This is a genomic window from Mesorhizobium sp. B4-1-4, assembly GCF_006439395.2.
GTDB lineage: Bacteria > Pseudomonadota > Alphaproteobacteria > Rhizobiales > Rhizobiaceae > Mesorhizobium.
On sequence record NZ_CP083950.1, the window covers coordinates 6,012,533 to 6,032,058 of the forward strand.

The window sequence follows — 19,526 nt, forward strand, 5'->3', positions numbered from 1 at the left end:
TCGGGAGATGCCACCGCAATGCCTTCCGGCGCGCCGGACCGGCCGCGTTTCGCGATCTACTATACGCCGGCGCCGCAACACCCGCTGACGGCGGCGGCGACGACATGGCTGGGGCGAGACGCTTTTGCCCCGGGCGCATGTTCCGCCGATGCAGGCGAGCGAGCGTTGATATCGCAACCCCGGCGATACGGATTCCACGCCACGCTCAAGGCGCCGTTCCGGCTCAGCGACGGAGCCTGCGTTGAAGCTCTTGAGCGGGCGCTGCGCGGCTTTGCGGCCAACATACCCGCATGCCCGATCGGCCCGTTGCGGATCGACCTCATCGGCGGCTTCTTCGCGCTCGTCCCGTCACAGCCGTTGCCGTCCTTGCGCGGGTTCGCATCGCGCGTTGTCGAGGAATTCGATCGGTTCCGGGCGCCGATGGATGCAGACGATCTCAAGCGGCGCATGAACGGTGGGCTCGACGACGTCGAGATGACCAATCTCGTGACCTGGGGTTATCCTTACGTCCGATCGCGATTTCGCTTCCATATGACCTTGACCGACCGTGTCCCCGAAGACCAGCGCGCGCCAATGCAGGCGCGGCTGGAAGAGGTGTTCGAGCCGCATCTTGGCGAAGATTACCACATCGACGCGCTCTCGCTCTTCGTGCAGGAACATCGTGGTGCCGACTTCGTCGTCCGCTCGCAGTTTCCGCTGCGGACCGGCGCGGTCCTCCAGATGGCTGGGTGATCCCATGGTATCTGGCCGTCTTATCCTTGTCGTTGGCCCCAGCGGCGCGGGCAAGGACACCCTCATCGATTATGCGCGCGACCGCCTCCGGGACGATCCACGGGTCCGCTTCGTGCGCCGGATCATCAGCCGGCCAGCCAGCCCTGGCGAGGACCATGAACCCGTCGACCAGGAGGCGTTCGACCGTTGCGTTCTCGAAGGCGGCTTTTCCCTTCATTGGCAGGCGCACGGCCTTTCCTACGGCGTCCCCTCGCAGATCGATCATTGGTTGGAACGCGGCAATGTCGTCGTGGCGAACGGCTCTCGCGCCATCCTGGCGGACGCGCGATTGCGCTACCCGCAACTCATCGTCGTCAACGTCACCGCGCCCATGGACATTCTGGCAAAGCGCCTTGTCGAGCGAGGACGCGAAAGCCTGGAGAGTGTGAGGCAGCGTTTGATGCGAGGTGAGCAGCACTCCGTCGAAGGCCCGGACGTCGTCCATATCGACAATTCCGGACGTCAGGAGATTGCCGGCGAGCGCGTTCTCGGCCTGCTGACCGCGTATGTCGGCGAGACGCCATGAGATGCGCCTGTGACGAAGGGCGTATTGCCCCATAAAGTTCAGTCACGTGCGCAATTTTGGAGTTCGATCTTTCATGATCGGCACGGCCAGAAAGCTTCAAATATCCTGGTCCTTCCGGCTCATCCTCGTAGAGGCGACAGACACTTCTATCACCCAGGGCTCAAATTGGTTGTGAACTCTTCCTGAAATGGCTCCTTTGCGGCGTGCCTGCCTCCTGTAGGAACGGAATTGGTTTCAGAGGACTGACAGTGGCCGAGTTCGATTTCATTGGGGTGGGTGCGGGCTCGGCGGGCTGTGTGCTCGCTAATCGTTTGACCCGTTCGGGCCAATATCGCATCCTGTTATTGGAGGCTGGCGGCAGCGACCGCCGCTTCATGATCCGCATGCCCATCGGCTATAGCTTCTACAATTCCAAGGTGAACTGGAAATTCGAGACCAGCCCCCAAGATGCACTTGCCGGGCGCCGCAGCTATTGGCCACGCGGCAAGGTGCTCGGCGGCTCCTCCCCCATCAACGCAATGGTCTACGTGCGCGGCCAGCGGCACGACTTCGATCATTGGAGACAAGCCGGCAATCCCGGATGGGGTTGGGATGACGTGCTGCCTTTCTTCAGGTCGATCGAGACTTCCGAGCGAGGCGGCAACGCCATGCGCGGCGGCAATGGCGAACTGTTCGTCACCGACATGGCCCCCTCGGTGCATCCCCTTTGCCGAGACTGGCTGTTGGCCTGCGAGCAGTCGTAAAGGGGGGCAGGGCGAGCCGACCTTCCCGCATGGCCGTGAGGCGATCAAGTGCAATCTCCATATCTATCGCGGCGCCTTCAGACCGATCATTGCTCGTGCTTCTTGAGGCGTGGCTACCTCAATGCCCAGTTCGGCGAGAATCCGGCAAAGTTTCTTCACCTGATCTGCGTTGCGGCTGGCGAGCGTTCCTTTGTCCAGCCAGAGATTGTCCTCAAGGCCAACACGAACGTGACCGCCCATGATGGCGGCCATGGTACCCAAGTGCGTTTGCTGCCGGCCAGCCGCCAATACCGACCACTGATAACGGTCTCCGAATAGCCGGTCGGCGGTCGACTTCATGAAGTACAGTGCTTCATGCTCGCCACCGATGCCGCCAAGATGCCGACGACCGACTGGATGAACAGCGGTGGCTTGACGAGCCCGGACTCAAGAAAATAGGCGAGGGTATATAGGTGACCGATATCGTAGCACTCGAACTCGAAACCGGGTGCCGAGAGCGCTCAGTTCGCCGACGATAGGCTCGATGTCGGCAAAGGTATTTCTGAAGATGCCGCGCCTGGATGCTTCGAGGAAGGGCTTTTCCCAATCATGCTCCCAATGGCGCGGTTTTTGCGCCAGGGGAAAGATCCCGAAGTTCATCGACGAGCCTTTGGTAGGCATCGATATCCCGTGCGACCACCTTCAGCAAATAATCGATGCCGCCCTCAATCGCCCAGCAGGTGACGATTTCGGGGATGTTGCGTATCGCACGCTCGAAGTTGTCGAAGTTTGCCTGGCGATGGTTGGCCAGCGTGACCTCCATCATCACGGTCGAGAAGGGCATGACACTGCGAAGAAAGATGCGCGCGTGGTAGCCGTCGACTATGCCTGCTTGCTCCAGCTTGCGTAGCCGTATCCAGGCGGGCTCGACGAGAGCCCCACCTTTTCCGCCAAAGCCAATTTCGTGATACGGCCGTTACGCTGTATGGCGCTAAGTATCTTGAGGTCGATCTGATCAAGCTTCAATGACGCATGTTGTTCCCGTACGAGCTAGGGGAAGTCTAGTAAACCTGCTCATATAGATTGCAAATCTCGTCCTTTTCCTTGCCTTCCAGGAAGGCCAGCTCGCCCTTCTTGTGCTTGAAATAGACCTCGGCAAATCCTGCCGGAAACCAACCGGCCACCGTTGGATTGGCCCGAAAGCGTTCAAGAGCATCGGCCAGGGTCGTTGGCAACCTCACATACCCTCGGCCTTCCAGTGCAGAGGCATCGAGGAGCGAAAGATCTTCGGTGGTCGCATCGGGCGTAGGCAGTTCTTCTTCAATGCCTTGGATGCCGGCGTGAACTATGGCTGCCAGCTGCAGATGCGGGCTGGCGGCTGCGTCGGCCGCACGGAATTCGAAGTTGAATTGAGCGGCCTTGGCAATGTCGCTCATGTCAGACACGGGGCAGATGCGCACGGAAGCTTCGCGGTCGCGGAAGCCCAAATTGTTGAAGGCAGCGCTCCAGCGATGTGGCGTCAGCCGCAGATAGGAGACCACACTCGGCGCCGTTAGCGCGACGATCGCATCGAGATATTTCAGGATGCCGGCGACGAAGTGCCCAGCGGTTTTCGATAGCTCGTTCTCGCCTTTCGGATCCCATGTTGCCGGTTTGTCGTCACGAAGGAAGCTGAGATGGACATGCACGCCGTTTCCCACGCCGGCGGGGTCACGGATCGGGGTAAAAGTGACCTCCTTCCCTGAAACGCCCGCGACTGAACGAACCAACTCGCGAAGAATGGTCGAGTGATCGGCGATGGCAACGCCGCGCGAGGGGCCCATAGTGACTTCATACTGGCCGCTGCCAAACTCCTTCATGAACGTATCCGGCTCCAAGCCTGCCTCGCGCATGGAAGCAACCAGCATTTCCGCCAGGCGACGTTCAGCGCGGAAACCGTTGAGGCTATAGGCGTCGCCAATCGGGGTGGCGTGGTTACGAAACTGGAACTCGTGCTCGAAAGCGCCGAACAACGTCAGGCCCGAAACTCTGTCGAGGCGCTCGAGGGCACCCTTTAGGATCGATCGGGTGCAGAACTCCCAGGGCCGGCCGTCGGTATAGTGGATGTCGCCGAGCGCGAAATGCTCCACCGGCGCGTCCTCACCGAAATCGACCCGAACCTTCGCCTTTTCATCAGGGATGAGCACCAGGTCGCCGAGCGCGCCGAACGGGCTCTCGGCGATAGTGTCGAAGCACGTGATTTGGACGTTGGTCGGTGTCCAGCCGATCCCGCGTTTCGTCCTTTTGTCGAATTGCGCTGCCGGGAATGCCTTCCCTCGAACCTTTCCGGCGAGGTCGGTGCAGCAGGCGACGATCATCTCCTCAGCGATCATCATTTTCCTCCAGGTTCTGGCCCGGCCGCGCCAGGCGAAGTTTATCCCAGGCCTCGAGACGCTTGCGCGTCGCCGGCCAATCGGCTTCCGAAACTTTGACGATCAGTGCTTCAACGAAGGCGATCGCGCAGATCACCGTGTCCCAGGCGGTCTCGATCTCGATGGGCAAAGCGATGACATGGTCGCTATGGCGGGCGATCGGCGACATCCACTTGTCGGTGATCAGCACGATCGAAGGCTGGCGATCCCTGGCGACGATCTCGGCGAGCAACGCCAAGTCGCCCTGATAACGTCGGAAATCGAACATGATCAGCACATCCTGTTTGCGGATGGACAAGAGAAGGTCGGGCCAATGCTCCGGATTGGGCGGTAGGTGATGAACTTTCGGCCGAATCTGCTTGAGATGAACAGACAGGAAAGTTGCAATGCTGTCGCTTACGCGGCCACCAATCACGAAAACAGCTCGGGCCGGATCGGCGATTAGCGCCGATATGCGGTCAAATTGCTCCTGCGGCACGCTCTCGCTCATCTCTTGAATGCGCTGAGAAGCGCGCAGCGCGTAGTCGGCCAGAAACGCATTGCCATTGCCGAGCTTCTCGGTGGCCTTGAGTTCCAAGGGGGAACTGCCGCTTTCTCGCAGCTCCGCTATGAGCTGACGTTGGAACTCCTGATAGCCGCCAAAGCCCAGTTTGCTTACGAAGCGCGTGATTGAGGGAGCGCTGACTCCGGTCCGCTCGGCCAGTTCCTGAATGGTTTGCAGCGCTCCGAACGGATAATCCGCCAGAACCGCATTGCCGATCTTGCGCTCGCTCGCTGTCAACTGCGCGCTTTGGCGCCTTATCGTCTCACGTACTGTCATGTTTTTCGCAACCTGGTTGATCGAACCGGCTAGCACCATAACGCAAATACCGTGATGAAAAAAATTCGTCAAACACAAAATTCATGTTGACTCTGATAAATTATTTTCGTTCACTCGGCGACATCAGCCCCGATGGCGGCTGCCGTCTTTGCAGCGTAGGTGACGTGTTGGAAACTCTGACGAATGTGCTGTCGCCCACGGACCCGACGCCAGTCGAGACGGTGAATGCTGACGGCCGTTCAAGCATCGTACTCGTTTGCGAGCATGCCGGAACCGCTGTCCCGAAGCGCCTCGATGGGCTCGGGCTTCCTGCCGCCGAAATGCACAGGCATATCGCATATGATATTGGCGCCGAAGGCGTGGCGCGCCACCTTGCCCGGATACTCGATGCGCCTCTCTTCCTCCAGCGCTACAGCCGGCTCGTCATTGACTGCAACCGTCCTTTTGATGCGCCGGACTGCATTGCCGAGGTCAGCGATCAAACGGTCGTGCCCGCCAACCTGCAGCTTGCCGAACGTGAGCGCCGGCAACGATACCTCGAGATACACCAGCCGTTTCATCACGAACTTGCCGAATTCCTGGATCGCCGCGGGGACGCTCGTGCGCCCACGACGTTGGTGGCGGTGCATAGCTTCACGCCACGGCTGATGAATGGGCCCGAACGACCATGGAAGATCGGCGTGCTGTCGAACCGTGATCGCAGCTTCGCGGAACGGTTCCTTTCGTGCTTTCAGGCCCGCAACCCGACGGTAACCTCTGCTCACAACCAGCCGTATATGGTCGACGATAAGTCGGACTACACCATACCGGTGCATGGCGAAGCTCGCGGTCTCCCGCACCTCCTGCTCGAAATCCGTAATGACTTGATTGGCGAAACCGATGGCCAGAGCGCGTGGGCTAGCCTGATCGGCGAGGCGCTGGTCGCGGCAAATACCCCAGCGAAGGAAATCTAGATGGCAAACTTTCCCGCGACACGCGAGCTACCGCTCAACGCCAAGGAATCGGCGCTCCTGTTTATCGATGTGCAAAATTTTTGCGTTCGTCGAGACGGGGGCGAATTCAAGGATGTTTCTGACGCCGACATAGCCGGCAAGTACGGCTACTATTTCGATCGGCTGGAAGCCCTCGCAATCCCGAACATGAGACGTCTGCAAGCGGCCTTTCGCGACGCCGGAATTGAGGTGCTCTACACCACCATCGAGAGCCTCACGCTCGACGGTCGCGACCGCAGCCTCGACTACAAGATCACAGGCTTCCATGTGCCGAAGGGCTCATGGGACGGAAAGGTGGTCGATGAGATTGCCCCAGGTGAGGACGAGATCGTGCTGCCGAAATCGTCTTCGAGCGTCTTTCTCTCGACGCATGTCGATTACCTGCTGCGCAACCTCGGAGTCAGACAGCTGGTGCTGGCGGGCCTGGTCACAGACCAGTGCGTGGAATCCGCCGTCCGCGATGCGTGCGATCTCGGCTACCTGGTCACGCTCGTGCCGGATGCCTGCGCGACCTACAGCCAGGAACGCCACGACAACAGTCTCAAGACGATCAAGGGCTATTGCCGGCAGGTCGATACGGCAACCCTCATCGATGAAATCACCATCACACGGCTGGATAAATGAACGAACTAGGAAGGGAGGAAGAAGCAACATGGCCAACTCAGAAGCGGCAATCGACGCTGCGTGGACAGCGATCGATGAGGAGCGGGACTACGCAACCGACCTCACTCAGAGGCTTGTGCGTGTGCCAACGGTCAATCCCAAATTCGTAGTCGACCCGGATCAGAACAAGGAAGCAACGCTTCAGAAGCTGGTTGAACCGGAACTGTCGTCTATCGGCATGTCGATCGACCGTTGGGACGTCTTCCCAGATCGGCCGAATGTGATTGGGCAGACCACGGGCTCGGAAGATCGCAGCCTGCTGTTATGTGGTCACATCGATACCGTGCCGATTGGTCAGCGCGAAACCTGGACTGTCGACCCGTTTGGCGGCGAGATCAAGAACGGCAGGCTTTATGGGCGCGGGGCTGTCGATATGAAGAGCGGCGTGGCCGCGGCAATCGCTGCGGTTCGCGGCATCCGCAAAGCCGGAATAGAGCTTGACGGGCGTGTCGCCATTCATTCCGTCGTGGACGAGGAGGCAGGCGGCTTCGGCGCGATAGACGCAGTCAGGCGCGGCCATCTTGCCAAGGCCGCCATCATCACCGAGCCGAGCTGGGGCGAGATCCAGGTCTGTGAGGGCGGTCTGGAATGGATCCGCATCACCATCACTGGCCGGCAAGGTCACTCGGCCTGGCGCTACAATGAGCTCTGGCCACAGCGCGACGGACCCGGCCGGCTGAGGCCAGCCGTAAACGCTATCGACATTGCAGCGCGGTTCCTGGACGCTCTGAAGAACTTCGAGAGCTCGCGCTGCCGCAATCGCCAGCATCCGCTGCTGCCGCCTGGAATGAATACAATCAATGTCGGCGCGATGCGCGCCGGCGCAGGTCTTGGACCAGACGGGCTGCCGTTGATCATGACCAACCCGGCGATTATCCCCGACGTCGCGGTGATCGACCTCGACTACAAGTTCCTGCCCAACCAGACCAAGGAATTCATCCGCCGCGAGTTCGAGGAATTCGTGCACCATTTCTGCCAGCAGGACCTGTGGCTGCGGGAAAACCCGATCAAGGTCGCGTGGGAACTAGGGGGGCTGCATTTCCCGCCCATGGACACCTCGCCCGATCACCCGATCGTGCAGTCGCTGATGAAGCGTCGCACACAGCTCGGCGGAAAACCCAAGATCTCCGGGGTCGTTTTTGTTGCCGACTGCGCGCACTACGCCGGCGCAGGCGTCGATGCGGTCATCTGCGGAGCCTCGGGCGATGGCTTCCACGGTCTCGATGAATACGTCGACATCGCCTCGCTGGAAGAGACGACCAAGACCCTGGCGGCTTCAATCATCGACTGGTGTGGGGTCAGATAGTCGGTACTCAAATCAAGAAGGGAACACCGTCATGAAGTCCTCAAGCGATGTGGCCAGTTCAGAAGCCGCAGTGAAAGCTGCCTGGAAGGCAATTGATGAGGAGCATGGGTATGTTACTGAACTCACCCAGCAGCTTGTGCGCATCCCGTCGGTCAATCCGAAGTTCGTGGTCGACCCGGACCAGAACAAGGAGAGTGCGGTCCAGGACCTCGTTCAATCCGAGCTGACGTCGATCGGAATGTCGATTGATCGATGGAATGTCTTTCCCGATCGACCAAACGTCATCGGTCAATTATCTGGCTCGGAAGAACGCAGCTTGCTGTTGTGCGGGCATATCGATGTTGTGCCCGTCGGCGAGAGGAGTGCCTGGAGCGTCGATCCCTTTGGCGGCGAGATCAAGAACGGCAGGCTCTATGGCCGCGGCGCTGTCGACATGAAGAGCGGTGTGGCCGCGGCAATTGCTGCGGTTCGCGGCATCCGCAAAGCCGGCATCGAGCTCGGCGGACGGCTCGCGATCCATTCCGTCGTTGATGAGGAGGCTGGCGGCTTCGGCGCGATTGATGCCGTCAAGCGCGGGCATCTTGCCAAGGCCGCCATCATCACCGAACCGAGTTGGGGAGAGATCCTGGTCTGTGAGGGCGGACTGGAATGGATCCGCATCACCGTCACTGGCCGGCAAGGTCACTCGGCCTGGCGCTACAATGAACTCTGGCCGCAGCGCGATGGACCTGACCGGCTCCGGCCAGCCGTAAACGCCATCGACATCGCGGCGCGCTTCCTCGACGCTCTGAAGAACTTCGAAAGCTCGCGCTGCCGCAACCGCCAGCATCCGCTGCTCCCGCCCGGCATGAACACGATCAACGTCGGTGCGATGCGCGCTGGCGCAGGTCTTGGACCAGACGGGCTGCCGCTGATCATGACCAACCCGGCAATCATCCCGGACGTCGCGGTGATCGATCTCGACTACAAGTTCCTGCCCAACCAGACGAAGGAATTTATTCGCTCCGAGTTCGAGGAATTCGTGCACCATTTCTGCCAGCAGGACCTGTGGCTTCGAGAGAACCCGATCAAGGTCGCGTGGGAACTTGGCGGGCTGCATTTCCCCCCCATGGACACCTCGCCCGATCACCCGATCGTGCAGTCACTGATGCATCGTCGCGCCCAGTTGGGAGGCAAACCCAAAGTTTCGGGAATGATCGCGGTCGTCGACGGCGCCCATTACGCTGGCGCAGGTGTGGACTCGGTGATCTGCGGGGCCACGGGCGACGGCTTTCACGGCGTCGATGAGTACGTGGATATCGCCTCGCTGGAAGAGACGACCAAAACGCTCGCGGCCTCGATCATCGATTGGTGTGGTGTGAAGCAATAACTCAAACAAAAAAGGGAACACGAACATGGGATACGTAAAATTCTGGACCACCGCTGCCTTCGCAGCCCTGATGATGGCGCTACCCGCGCGTGCCGAAGACAAGGTCGCCAAGATAGGCGTCCTGGCACCTTTGACAGGAGGGACCGCGGCCGACGGCAACGAAATGGTCAACGGTGCCAAGCTAGCCGTCGAGGAGATCAACGCAGCAGGTGGGGTGGCCGGCTACAAGTTTGAGGTCGTGGTTGGCGACACGCAGAACCAGTCAGCCGACGCCGTGACGAGTGCCGTCGAGCGGCTGGTTGGCGATCCTGATCTGAATGCCGTCATCACCGGTTACGCCAGCGGCAGCAACTTCGAAATCCAGACCATGGCGGAGCAGGAGATGCCGTACCTGATTGCGGCGAGTTCCTCCCAGACGCGCGACATCATAGCGCCCGAGCCGGACAAGTTCCCGACTGTCTGGTCGCTCACCCCTTCCTATGATGCCTACAACACACGGCCATGGTGCCCGTTCTGAAGGGCCTTCAGACCAGTGGGAAACTGAAGCTGTCGAATACGAAGGTGGCGCTCATTTCCTCCGACAATCCCTATTCGAAGAGCATCATGGAGGGTTTGCAGAAGAGCTTCCAGGATGCGGGCTGGACCGTCACGTCAGCCGACCTTCTGCCGTTCGGCGAAATCTCCGATTGGCGAACCTTCCTGGCCAAGGTCCGCCAGGAAAATCCGGCGCTCATCATCAACACCGATTACCAACCTGGCAATGCGGCGAAGTTCCTGACCCAGTTCCTCGAGCAGCCGACCGACAGCCTGGTCTTCATTCAATATGCGCCCTCGGTGCCGGAGTTTCTCAACCTGTCGGGAAAGAAGGCGACCGGAATTGTCTATGATCTGCTTGGCGGTTCGCTGATTACGCCCAAAAATCCTCGCGCCGCCGAGGTCATTGCCAAATACAAGGGCAAGTATGGCAACGAGCCAGGCACCTACGGACCGCTGCTGTACGAGGAAGTCTATGCCTATGCGGATGCACTGAAGAAGGTCGGCGATCCCACCAAGAGGCTCGAAATCGGCAAGGCGCTCGGCGAGACCAACAAGAAGATCGTCAGCGGCGTGCTGTCCTTCGATCCAAAGACGCATCTTGCCGTTCAGGGCGACGAGGCGCTGCCTATTCAATTCTTCCAGATCTGGGACGGACAACGGGTCTTGTTCTACCCGGGTCAGTATGCGGACGGTGAATTCCGCACGCCCCCTTGGATGAAGCAGTAGCACTCCCAAGCCTGGTGGCCATGCGTTTGACGGCGTGTGGCCACCCTTTTTCTCTCGATGTGCAGAGACAGCATTATGGCTGAACGAACTGAATACCCGCCGCTGCTCGAGGTCCGCGAGGTGACCCGACGCTTCGGTGCGCTGGTTGCCGTCGATAACGTATCGTTCGACGTTGGGAAGGGTGAGATCTTTGGGATCGCCGGCCCCAACGGCAGCGGCAAGAGCACACTCTTCAACATCATCACCGGCATTCCCTTTTCGCCGAGCGCGGGCGAGGTCCTCCTGGAAGGAAAACCCATCCACCGCCTAAAGCCACATCAAATCAGCCGTGCCGGCGTGGTTCGCACGTTCCAGAAGGACGCCGAGTTCGCCACGCTCAGCGCGCGCGACAATGTCTACGCCAGCGCCGTCTATTGCGCGCAGATGACGTCGAAGGAGGCGTCAGATGCCACCGAGCAAGCGCTTGACGATGTGTCGCTGGCGCCAGACCGGCGCGAGAGAGCGGCCTGCGACCTGTCGGTGTTCGAGCGCAAGCAGCTGATGATTGCTTCGGCAATTGCCGGCCGACCCAAGGTCCTGCTCTTGGATGAACCGGCCGCCGGCTTGACCAAGCCTGAGGTAACCGACCTTTCCGCTCTCATCCGCACAGTGCATGAGCGGGGCATCACCGTCGTTCTCATCGAACACGTCTTGCCTCTACTTCTCAAGGTTTCCGATCACCTGATGATCCTCAACCACGGCGCCATCATCGCTTCCGGCAAGCCGCAGGAGGTGGTGCGCAATCCGCAAGTCGTCGAAGCCTATCTTGGAAAACGGGAGGCGCGGCTATGAACGACGCTGCAAACGCCCTGGACATCGTCGATCTGCATGCCGGCTATGATGCGTCTGATGTGCTTGTCGGCATGAGTCTTCACGTCGGAGCGAAGGAACGCGTCGGGCTGTTCGGGCCGAACGGCCACGGCAAGACCACGCTGCTCAACGCTGCCTCACGCGTGATCCGTCCACGCTCAGGCAGCGTGCGTTTCATGGGTGAGGCGATTGAAGGTCTGGCACCCCACAGGATCGTGGAGCGCGGCCTCATCCACGTACCGCAGGCAAACTGGCTTTTCCCCGATATGCTGATCATGGAAACGCTTGAGCTTGCCGCCTTCACCGAGCGCGCCAGACATGAGCAGAAGACCAACCTCGACTACGTCCTCCACCTCTTCCCCAGGCTTGCCGAACGCCGGCAGCAGCAGTGCAAGACCCTTTCTGGCGGCGAGCGCCAGATGCTCGCGATCGGTGTTGGGCTGATGTGCGCACCGCGCATGTTGATGCTCGACGAACCAACGCTGGGGTTGTCGCCCAAGCTCAAGGACGAGCTCGCTGAAGCCATTGCGGAAATATCCGGGCGCGGCATACCGCTTCTGCTGGTCGAGCAGGACATCGCTTTCATCCTGTCGCTCGTGGATCGCATGTATCTCGTCGACCACGGTGAGATCAGCCGCGAGGTCAGTCGGGGTGCGGAAGTCGACCATCAGGAAATCATGGACATGTATTTCGGTTCGGAGGGCGTATCATGACCGCCGACACGCTGAGCGCCATCCTTGTAAGTGGGATCGTGCTGGGTTCGGGTTACGCATTGATGGCGAGTGGACTGTCACTCGTCTGGACAACACTCGGCATCTTCAATTTTGCGCATGGCGTGCTGATGACGCTGGGGGCCTATGTAGCATGGACGGTGTCGGACTCAGCCGGGCTGAATCTGGGCCTGGCTGCCGGTATTGCCGTCACCGTCGCTGCTCTGATCGGCGTCGGTATCCTGATCGAGCGCGTCATCGTTCGTCCCTTCTACAGCAACCGCGACATCCTGCTTATCACCGTGATGACCACGCTTGCAGCGATGATCTTCCTGCAAAAAGGGATTCAACTCCTTTGGGGGGCAAGGCTCAAGCAGCTTCAACCGCTCGTGGCAGGCAATGTGCGCATCCTGAACACCACGATCTCGGCTCAGGAAACGCTGGTTATCGTCGTGGCGCCGCTGTTGCTGGGTGCGCTATGGCTGTTTCTTAGCCGCACGCGCATTGGGCGCGGCATAAGGGCGGTCGGACAAAATCCTGACGCTGCTCGGCTCATCGGGATCAATGTCTCGCAGCTCTTCATCGTCACCTTCGCGCTGTCAGCCGTGCTTGCCGGATTGACAGGTGTGCTGCTTGGCTCGGTTCGCTTGCTGACACCAGAGTTCGGATCCGATCCTTTGGTGAAGGCTTTGATCATCGTCATCTTTGGCGGGCTCGGCTCATTGGCGGGAACGATCGCCGCGGCTTATCTGATGGGGCTGGTCGAGGCAGCGCTCACCTTCTTCATCGGCATCTACTGGACGCCCTCCATGATCTTCCTGATGTTGATCATCGTCCTTCTGGTGCGGCCGCAAGGCCTTCTTGGAAAGGTAGTTCGCTGATGCCGAACCTTCAAAACGGCAGGGCATGGTTTCTGGTTGCCCTGGTGATCGCCGCGCTTCTCGTGCCCATGGTCGTCCACGACACCTACATTCGGCATCTGTTCATCATCGCGTTCATCTATGGTGTCGTCGCGGCGAGCTGGGATGTCACTTTGGGGTATGGAGGCATCTTCAACTTCGCCCACGTGTCATTCTTCGGCATCGGCGTCTATGCAACCGGGCTGACGGCAAAGCTTCTTGGCCTCGATCCGTGGCTGGCCATGCTGTTCGGAGGAGTCGCCGCGTCCGCCGCCGCGGTCATAGTTGCTGTTCCGGTCGTCCGGCTCCAGGGCGTCTATGTGGTTCTGGTCACCTTCGCCTTCAGCCAGCTCGTGCTCCAGCTGGTGATCAGCCAGTCGCAAGTCACCGGGGGAACCCAAGGCATGGTCAGAGTTCCGACGCTCTGGCTTCCCGGCTATAACTTCCTGCGCGACTACAAGTTTGGCTACTACTACGTTGCCCTTGGCCTTCTGGTGATCACGACCATCTGTTTGCGTTGGCTGGTTCGCTCCAATTTCGGGCTTTCGATCAAGGCCCTGCGCGATAGCGAGGATTACGCCGTATCGCGTGGAATCCCAATCGCCTGGCAGAGACTGAAAGCCTTGGTCGCCAGCGCTTTCTTCCCTGGGGTGGCCGGGGGATTGTACGCAGTCTACCTGCGCGTGGCCTCGCCCGAAATCTTCGACTTCTCGACCTCATCGCTGATTTTGAGCATGGTGCTGGTCGGAGGCATCTCCAGCATCTATGGCCCCATAGTTGCGGCTTTCTTGCTGACCTTCCTTTCGGAAGGCCTCGCAAACATCAACAACTTCGCCGAGGGCCGTTTCATGGTGGTTGCGGCCGCCATGGTCATCGTTCTCCTGTTCTTTCCCAAAGGCCTGGCCTCGGCCTTGCCCACACATTTCGCCAAGAAGTCCCCAGGAAAAGCGTCGGCTCCGGCCACACGGCTTGAGAGGGTGTGACATCGCCAATGAGAGGCGCTGTGAACCTTCTCGAGTCCGCATCCATATTTGTCGGTTTTATCCAGGCTCGCGGCTGCGTCAGGAACTGTCACTCTCGGCGGATTAAAGCCGCGCACGGTCCTGAAAATTGGGGCAGCTGCGCATCGGGCATGAAATCTGTACCGCCTGTGGCGAATTTGTTTCCTGTTCTCCGGAGGATCCCTCATATGAGCTTAGCAAATGAAGCTGCTATTCCGACAGCAATCTTCTTGAAATCCGGCCCACATGAGCAAGCCGCCGAGGCGCCCGCTTCGGGGGAAGCCATAAAATCGAATACCTGCCCAAGTGCAAAGCTAGGAAAGATCGCCCGCCCCAAAATCCCATACGAACTCCACGCGGCTCAAGCAAAAACTCGTCTGACCGAACACAATCGGCTTCCCAGTAGCATCGACATTGAGGACCTCGACCTCGAAGACACGTTCCTCCGGTGGCATGCGTAAATGACGCATTTCGTCCAGGGTTGCTTCCCGGCCGCGAATACGGATCTTGCGACGCTCGAAATCGGTAATGCCAAAACCGGCCAGGATCGATTGCGTTGCGAGATCCGAATTGGGACGAGCTGCCTCAGCTTTGTAGGCGCCTGCAATCCCCGGAAGCCGCGAGACGGCAAAGAAATTGTTGTTGACACTAATGGGTACATCGTTCGCGATGGCGAGAACGATAATGTGTGCCACGCTCTCTCCCGGCTGAAGTCCAAGGTTGGTTGCAACAGTTGGCGGCGCTTTGATTTCGGCAACAGAAAGCAGCCCGCGTTTCGGCGCCCGGTCCAAATCTCTCAAATTCTCCTCGAACCGTGTGCGACGCCCGAGGCGGTACGGAATAATATCGGAAACATAGGTGCCCCGACCACGTTCGATGCGAACCAGCCCCTCGCTTTGCAGATGTGATATTGCACGCAAAACCGTGTGCTGATTGACCCCAAAACGACCAGCGAGGTCGGTACTGGGGGGCAGCCGGTCACCCGCTGCGAGAATACCCGTTTCAATCTCCTCTGCAAGCGTCTCGCCGATCTGCCGCCACAGATTGATGCCGTCTCGTTCCATTGATTCCAAACTCCAGAATGCCTTCGCTGTCATATAAGGTTCATATGTTCGTGCTTTCTAGTGTTCTAGAACACTAACGTACGCGAAATGACCCATATGACCGATCCTAAATTTCTAATTGTTAGCTTCGATGGTCTACGGCCTGACCTGATTGACTCGGTTCAGACGCCCAATATTGCCCGATTGCAGCGGCTTGGCGCAACCCTTGCGGCACAGCGTACCGTTTATCCGAGCGAAACCCGGGTGGCCTTCCCGAGCTTGGTCACCGGTGCTACCTCCAGCCGCCATGGCATGGTCGGAAACAAATATGTCGACAGGGCCACGGCGCCGCAGCGCTATGTCGATACCGCCGATGCCGTCCTGCTTGATCGCATCAACCGTGAGAGCGGCGGTGCGCTGATGAGCGCCGCGACGCTCGGCGAGATCTTGGGACGGGTCGGCAGGAGCATGGCGGTCCTGGCTACCAACACGCCGGGAACCACCCGCTTTTTCCATCACAAGGCTGAGGAGTTCGGCCATATCCGCCTGTCGGGGCATTTTCCAGAAGCCTGCACGCCAGGTGATGTGTTGGCGGAGGTTGAGCAGCGTTTCGGCTCCCTGCCACCGGTGCCGCCGCAAGGCGAGCCAGATATCGAGGCCCAGACGCTGATCACTTCGATATTCCTCGATTATCTGTGGCCGAAGCACGCGCCGGATGTAACCGTCCTTTCTTATGGGGAGCCGGATACAGCCTCGCATTTCAACGGCACGGGCGGAGTTAAAACTCGCCAGGCAATTGCCCATTGCGATGCCGAGTTCGGCCGGCTGCTCGACTGGTGGGAAGCCGAGGGAATGGCCGCCGGCGTCCAGATCATTGCGCTGTCCGATCACGGTCACATCACCGCTCATACGCGGGTTTCGGTCGCCGGCAGTTTGAAAGCTTCCGGCTTCGCCCCGGCCGCGGCACCGGGGGCGGGCGTGGATGTCGTCGTCGTGCCGGGGCAGGTCGGTGCGCTCTATCTCGCTGACCGTTCGCCGAACCAGATCACCCGGTTGGTCGAGACGCTGATCGAGCAGCCTTGGGCCGGCCCGATCTTTACGGCCGCAAAGAACGAAGTTGAAGGCCTGGCGCCGGGCAGCTTCGCCAGCCATCTGGTCTTTGCCGATCATGCACGAGCGCCGGACGTCTACTTCGCCTTTCGCGCCGACGATAGCGTGGACGAATTCGGGCTGATCGGCGGTACATTCTACGACAATGACAGGCGGCCGGGTCTTGGCGTCCACGGCGGCCTGCACCCAAAGGAGCTTGCCTCCGTCGGTATCGTCGCGGGCTCGGCGTTCCTGGGCAAGGGCCATGTCTCCGCCGTGCCCTCTGGCATCTGTGACATCGCCCCGACCATCCTATCGCTTACCGGCATGGCCATTCCCGACAGCATGACCGGCAGAACCCTCACCGAAGTGCTCGCCGGCGGCGTCAGGTCCGTCGATATCTCCGTCGTCGGCGCTCCGCAAGTCTTCGAGACTGGCCTGAACGGCTATTCTCAGCAGCTGCGGCGCACCAATGTCGGCGGCACGGTCTACCTCGATGGCGGATGGGCCGAAACGAGATCCGGAACCACTTCCTCGACGAAGCGACCTGCAGAAGCGTGAATTCACCTTAATGGAGATCAACCATGCATTTGACCCGCAGACAATTGATGGCGACTGGAGTTGCCTCGGCGGCCGCCTTGGCAACGCCTGGTATTCTCAAAGCCGAAGAGAGACTGACCATAACGATCAGCCACGGAGCGCCACTCTACCTGGCCCTGCTCGCCGAGCTCAGCGGCAATTTTGCCGCTGACAATCCCGGGATAGCTGTGAAATTCGCCGCTGATGGCGACAATTGGGATCCGCTGCTCAACAATACGCTACGTGCATCCGTTGTCGGATCTCTTCCGGACGCGACCTGGCAGTCGCTGACTTACGCTGGAATTCTTGCCAACCGCAAGATTGCTCAACCGCTCAATCCGTTTTTCGAAAACGAAATCGGGAATCTTCTGGCCATGGGTCTTTCGCGACCGATGATCGAGGCGACGACGCACGGCGATAATGTATTCTGCCTGCCCTACGGAACAACGATCCCGATCGTTTATTGCAATATGGATCTGCTCCGCAAGGCCGGCTATTCCAAGCCGCAGCCGCCTAGCAGCTGGGACGAAATTCACGAGATCGGCCTTAAAGCCGCGGCGTTGGGTGGGAATATTAATGGCGGGTACATCGAGTATACCTCCACCAACGCATGGATATTTCAGAATTTGCTTGCCTCTTATGGCGGGCGAATGATGAACGATGCTCAGAATGCCGTCGCTTTCGATAGTGCGGAAGGATTGGAATCGCTTCAAACACTCTCTCGTTTCGGCGATATCAGCACGACCGACATGACGGTCGACCAGGCGCGCCAGGCCTTCAATGCCGGTGTGACGGCCATACATGTCCGCACCGCAAGCGGAACGACATCGGTTGCCAAGGCTGCGGCTGGTCATTTTGATCTCGCCGTGGCGCAATTTCCATTGCCAAACCCGAAAGGTCGTCTTGTCGGCGCCGGGCACGGCTTCTTCATGTTTACCAAAGACCCAGCCAGGCAGAAGGTCGTGTGGGAGTTCATGAAGTATGCTGCAAGCCCTAAGGGGCAGATGATCCTGGCTAAGAATTCCGGTTACATGCCGATCAACCTGCATGCGCTCAATGATCCGAGCTTCCTCGACCAGTATTTCAAGATCAACCCGTTCCACCGTTCGGTCGTCGAGCGGCTGGCGATCACGGGTGACCAGTTCGCCTTTCCCAGCGATAACACGGTCAAAATCGTGCAAATGATGGCAGACGAAATGCACGATGTCGTGACGCATCGGACCAAGCCAGAGGCGGCTCTGGATCGAATGGCGACGCAAGCTCGTAAGCTACTGGGCTAGTAAGACCGCTAAGGTCGGGAGCCCGCCTGCGGGCTCCTCACTCTCTTCGTTTGAGGAAAACAAAATGAACTTTCAGTCAGTTGAATTGCCAATCGCCAGGTTGGAACAGCACTATATTCCTCCACTTGGCCTGCTGAATATGAGTGGCAACTTGCCACCTCAGGTGGCGCACGTGTTCGACAGTGAATATCGAGCCGCCATCGAGGCCGTGCTTGCGGTTAACTCACCGATGAGCCTCATTGGAGCCCACCAGTTTCGCGGCGTTGAACGCGATCGGTCCGCCGGGGCGGTCTTCACGGCTCGCCGCCTGCCGGCGGTGCCGGATGCAGACCGGATCATCGTCACCAATGGTACCCAGAGCGCGCTCAATATGCTGATCGCCAATATCGTTGGGGTCGGCGGCACATTGGCGGTTGAGGAATATACTTATCCTACTATTCGCCAGATAGCCGATTTGCTGAATCTCAAAATCTGCAGCGTGGCAATGGATGACGAAGGCATTCTGCCGGACGCCTATGAAGCTGTCTGCCGCGCGTCTCGCCCGGCTGCTCTCTATGCCCAGCCGACAATGCACAATCCGACGACCGGCACCATGTCCGTCGAGCGGCGTGAAAAGATCGCTGAAATTTCTCGCCGTTTTAGCGTCGCAATCTTCGAGGACGACATCTATAGCCTGTTGCCGGCCAATCTGCCGCCACCGCTTTCGGCCTATGCGCCTGAGCTTTCCTGGTACGTGCTTGGCACCGCAAAAAGCCTGGCCGCCGCATTCAAGGTTGCCTATGTCGTTGCGCCTTCCCCAGAAGCCGCTAAGGCCCGCTTTTGGCCGGGAGACCGTTCCACGTACTGGATGTGCGCTCCCATCAACGCCGCCACGCTTAGCCAGCTTATCGGAGATGGCGGCGTGGACCGGATTATCGACGCCGTACGGTCCGAGACACGTATCCGCCAGCAGATGGTCGCCAATCGGCTCTCCCGCGCTGACTATCGTGCGCTTCCAGAGGGGCTGCAGGTTTGGATGACCCTGCCGGCGCAACATCCCAAGAATGAATTCGCCAACAGATTGCGCGATCGCGGCATCTCGATCAGCACGGCAGAGGGCTACTATTTCGGACAAGGTCAGGCTCCGAACATCATCCGTTTCGGCACAGGCACGCCACCCACGCGCGCGGAATTCGAGCGCGGGCTCGATGCGATCGCGCAGGTCTATCAGGATATAGGGTGAAACGATGCCGA

General features: G+C 59.4%; 19 protein-coding genes and 2 pseudogenes. 16 read left to right on the forward strand and 5 right to left on the reverse strand.

The window, feature by feature from the left end; all coding sequences use genetic code 11:
* Positions 1–18 precede the first annotated feature (18 nt).
* The 3 genes from FJW03_RS28780 (at position 19) to FJW03_RS28790 (ending at position 2,040) form a co-directional block, all read left to right on the forward strand.
* Positions 19–732: a DUF1045 domain-containing protein gene (locus FJW03_RS28780; protein ID WP_140766367.1), complete on the forward strand. Its 714-nt coding sequence runs from the start codon at positions 19–21 to the stop codon at positions 730–732.
* Between the two features lie 4 nt (positions 733–736).
* The gene (phnN, locus tag FJW03_RS28785; protein ID WP_140766366.1) at positions 737–1,297 is read left to right on the forward strand and encodes a phosphonate metabolism protein/1,5-bisphosphokinase (PRPP-forming) PhnN; all 561 of its coding nucleotides are present in this window, start codon (positions 737–739) and stop codon (positions 1,295–1,297) included.
* A gap of 248 nt (positions 1,298–1,545) precedes the next feature.
* A complete protein-coding gene (locus tag FJW03_RS28790; protein ID WP_140766365.1) occupies positions 1,546–2,040 on the forward strand; it encodes a GMC family oxidoreductase in 495 nt (164 codons plus the stop codon).
* Between the two features lie 63 nt (positions 2,041–2,103).
* Here the strand turns inward: FJW03_RS28790 and FJW03_RS28795 are convergent.
* From FJW03_RS28795 to FJW03_RS28810, 4 genes and pseudogenes are all read right to left on the reverse strand, one after another.
* Positions 2,104–2,501, reverse strand: a pseudogene (locus tag FJW03_RS28795) (3-keto-5-aminohexanoate cleavage protein).
* A 152-nt stretch (positions 2,502–2,653) separates the two neighbouring features.
* Positions 2,654–3,045 (reverse strand): annotated as a pseudogene (locus FJW03_RS28800) (Lrp/AsnC family transcriptional regulator); the annotation flags it as partial.
* Positions 3,046–3,080: 35 nt separating this feature from the next.
* A complete protein-coding gene (locus FJW03_RS28805; protein ID WP_140766404.1) occupies positions 3,081–4,391 on the reverse strand; it encodes a glutamine synthetase family protein in 1,311 nt (436 codons plus the stop codon).
* Positions 4,381–5,322 carry a MurR/RpiR family transcriptional regulator gene (locus tag FJW03_RS28810; RefSeq protein ID WP_226890492.1) on the reverse strand — a complete coding sequence of 314 codons (942 nt, stop codon included), beginning with the start codon at positions 5,320–5,322 and terminating at the stop codon, positions 4,381–4,383. The genes FJW03_RS28805 and FJW03_RS28810 overlap by 11 nt, the downstream gene beginning before the upstream one ends.
* Positions 5,323–5,333: 11 nt before the next feature.
* Between FJW03_RS28810 and FJW03_RS28815 the strand changes: the two genes are divergently transcribed.
* The 10 genes from FJW03_RS28815 (at position 5,334) to FJW03_RS28855 (ending at position 14,284) form a co-directional block, all read left to right on the forward strand.
* A complete protein-coding gene (locus FJW03_RS28815) occupies positions 5,334–6,203 on the forward strand; it encodes an N-formylglutamate amidohydrolase (RefSeq protein ID WP_140766364.1) in 870 nt (289 codons plus the stop codon).
* Positions 6,204–6,866 (forward strand): isochorismatase family cysteine hydrolase, encoded by a 663-nt coding sequence (locus tag FJW03_RS28820; protein WP_140766363.1) that lies wholly within the window; start codon positions 6,204–6,206, stop codon positions 6,864–6,866.
* A 28-nt stretch (positions 6,867–6,894) separates the two neighbouring features.
* Positions 6,895–8,211, forward strand: coding sequence for a M20 family metallopeptidase (locus tag FJW03_RS28825; protein ID WP_140766362.1), 1,317 nt, complete (start codon positions 6,895–6,897; stop codon positions 8,209–8,211).
* A 31-nt stretch (positions 8,212–8,242) separates the two neighbouring features.
* Positions 8,243–9,580: a M20 family metallopeptidase gene (locus tag FJW03_RS28830; protein WP_140766361.1), complete on the forward strand. Its 1,338-nt coding sequence runs from the start codon at positions 8,243–8,245 to the stop codon at positions 9,578–9,580.
* Positions 9,581–9,605: 25 nt separating this feature from the next.
* Positions 9,606–10,097 (forward strand): ABC transporter substrate-binding protein, encoded by a 492-nt coding sequence (locus FJW03_RS30145; RefSeq protein WP_264296500.1) that lies wholly within the window; start codon positions 9,606–9,608, stop codon positions 10,095–10,097.
* Positions 10,082–10,843 (forward strand): ABC transporter substrate-binding protein, encoded by a 762-nt coding sequence (locus FJW03_RS30150; RefSeq protein WP_264296501.1) that lies wholly within the window; start codon positions 10,082–10,084, stop codon positions 10,841–10,843. The genes FJW03_RS30145 and FJW03_RS30150 overlap by 16 nt, the downstream gene beginning before the upstream one ends.
* A gap of 75 nt (positions 10,844–10,918) precedes the next feature.
* Positions 10,919–11,674: an ABC transporter ATP-binding protein gene (locus tag FJW03_RS28840; RefSeq protein ID WP_140767490.1), complete on the forward strand. Its 756-nt coding sequence runs from the start codon at positions 10,919–10,921 to the stop codon at positions 11,672–11,674.
* Positions 11,671–12,405, forward strand: coding sequence for an ABC transporter ATP-binding protein (locus FJW03_RS28845; RefSeq protein ID WP_140767489.1), 735 nt, complete (start codon positions 11,671–11,673; stop codon positions 12,403–12,405). Before FJW03_RS28840 ends, FJW03_RS28845 begins: the two co-directional genes overlap by 4 nt.
* Positions 12,402–13,283 (forward strand): branched-chain amino acid ABC transporter permease, encoded by an 882-nt coding sequence (locus FJW03_RS28850; protein ID WP_140767488.1) that lies wholly within the window; start codon positions 12,402–12,404, stop codon positions 13,281–13,283. The genes FJW03_RS28845 and FJW03_RS28850 overlap by 4 nt, the downstream gene beginning before the upstream one ends.
* Before the next feature lie 44 nt (positions 13,284–13,327).
* Complete coding sequence (locus FJW03_RS28855; protein ID WP_226890493.1) at positions 13,328–14,284, forward strand: branched-chain amino acid ABC transporter permease; 957 nt, start codon at positions 13,328–13,330, stop codon at positions 14,282–14,284.
* A gap of 332 nt (positions 14,285–14,616) precedes the next feature.
* On the opposite strand, the gene phnF is transcribed toward FJW03_RS28855, so the two are convergent.
* Complete coding sequence (gene phnF / locus FJW03_RS28860) at positions 14,617–15,399, reverse strand: phosphonate metabolism transcriptional regulator PhnF (protein ID WP_140767527.1); 783 nt, start codon at positions 15,397–15,399, stop codon at positions 14,617–14,619.
* A gap of 63 nt (positions 15,400–15,462) precedes the next feature.
* Between phnF and FJW03_RS28865 the strand changes: the two genes are divergently transcribed.
* The 3 genes from FJW03_RS28865 to FJW03_RS28875 all read left to right on the forward strand — a co-directional run bounded on the left by FJW03_RS28865 (position 15,463) and on the right by FJW03_RS28875 (position 19,515).
* On the forward strand, positions 15,463–16,995 hold the full coding sequence (locus FJW03_RS28865; protein WP_226890494.1) for an alkaline phosphatase family protein: 1,533 nt from the start codon (positions 15,463–15,465) through the stop codon (positions 16,993–16,995).
* A 23-nt stretch (positions 16,996–17,018) separates the two neighbouring features.
* The gene (locus FJW03_RS28870; RefSeq protein WP_140767169.1) at positions 17,019–18,293 is read left to right on the forward strand and encodes an extracellular solute-binding protein; all 1,275 of its coding nucleotides are present in this window, start codon (positions 17,019–17,021) and stop codon (positions 18,291–18,293) included.
* Positions 18,294–18,357: 64 nt separating this feature from the next.
* Positions 18,358–19,515 carry a PLP-dependent aminotransferase family protein gene (locus FJW03_RS28875; protein WP_140767170.1) on the forward strand — a complete coding sequence of 386 codons (1,158 nt, stop codon included), beginning with the start codon at positions 18,358–18,360 and terminating at the stop codon, positions 19,513–19,515.
* Positions 19,516–19,526 lie beyond the last annotated feature (11 nt).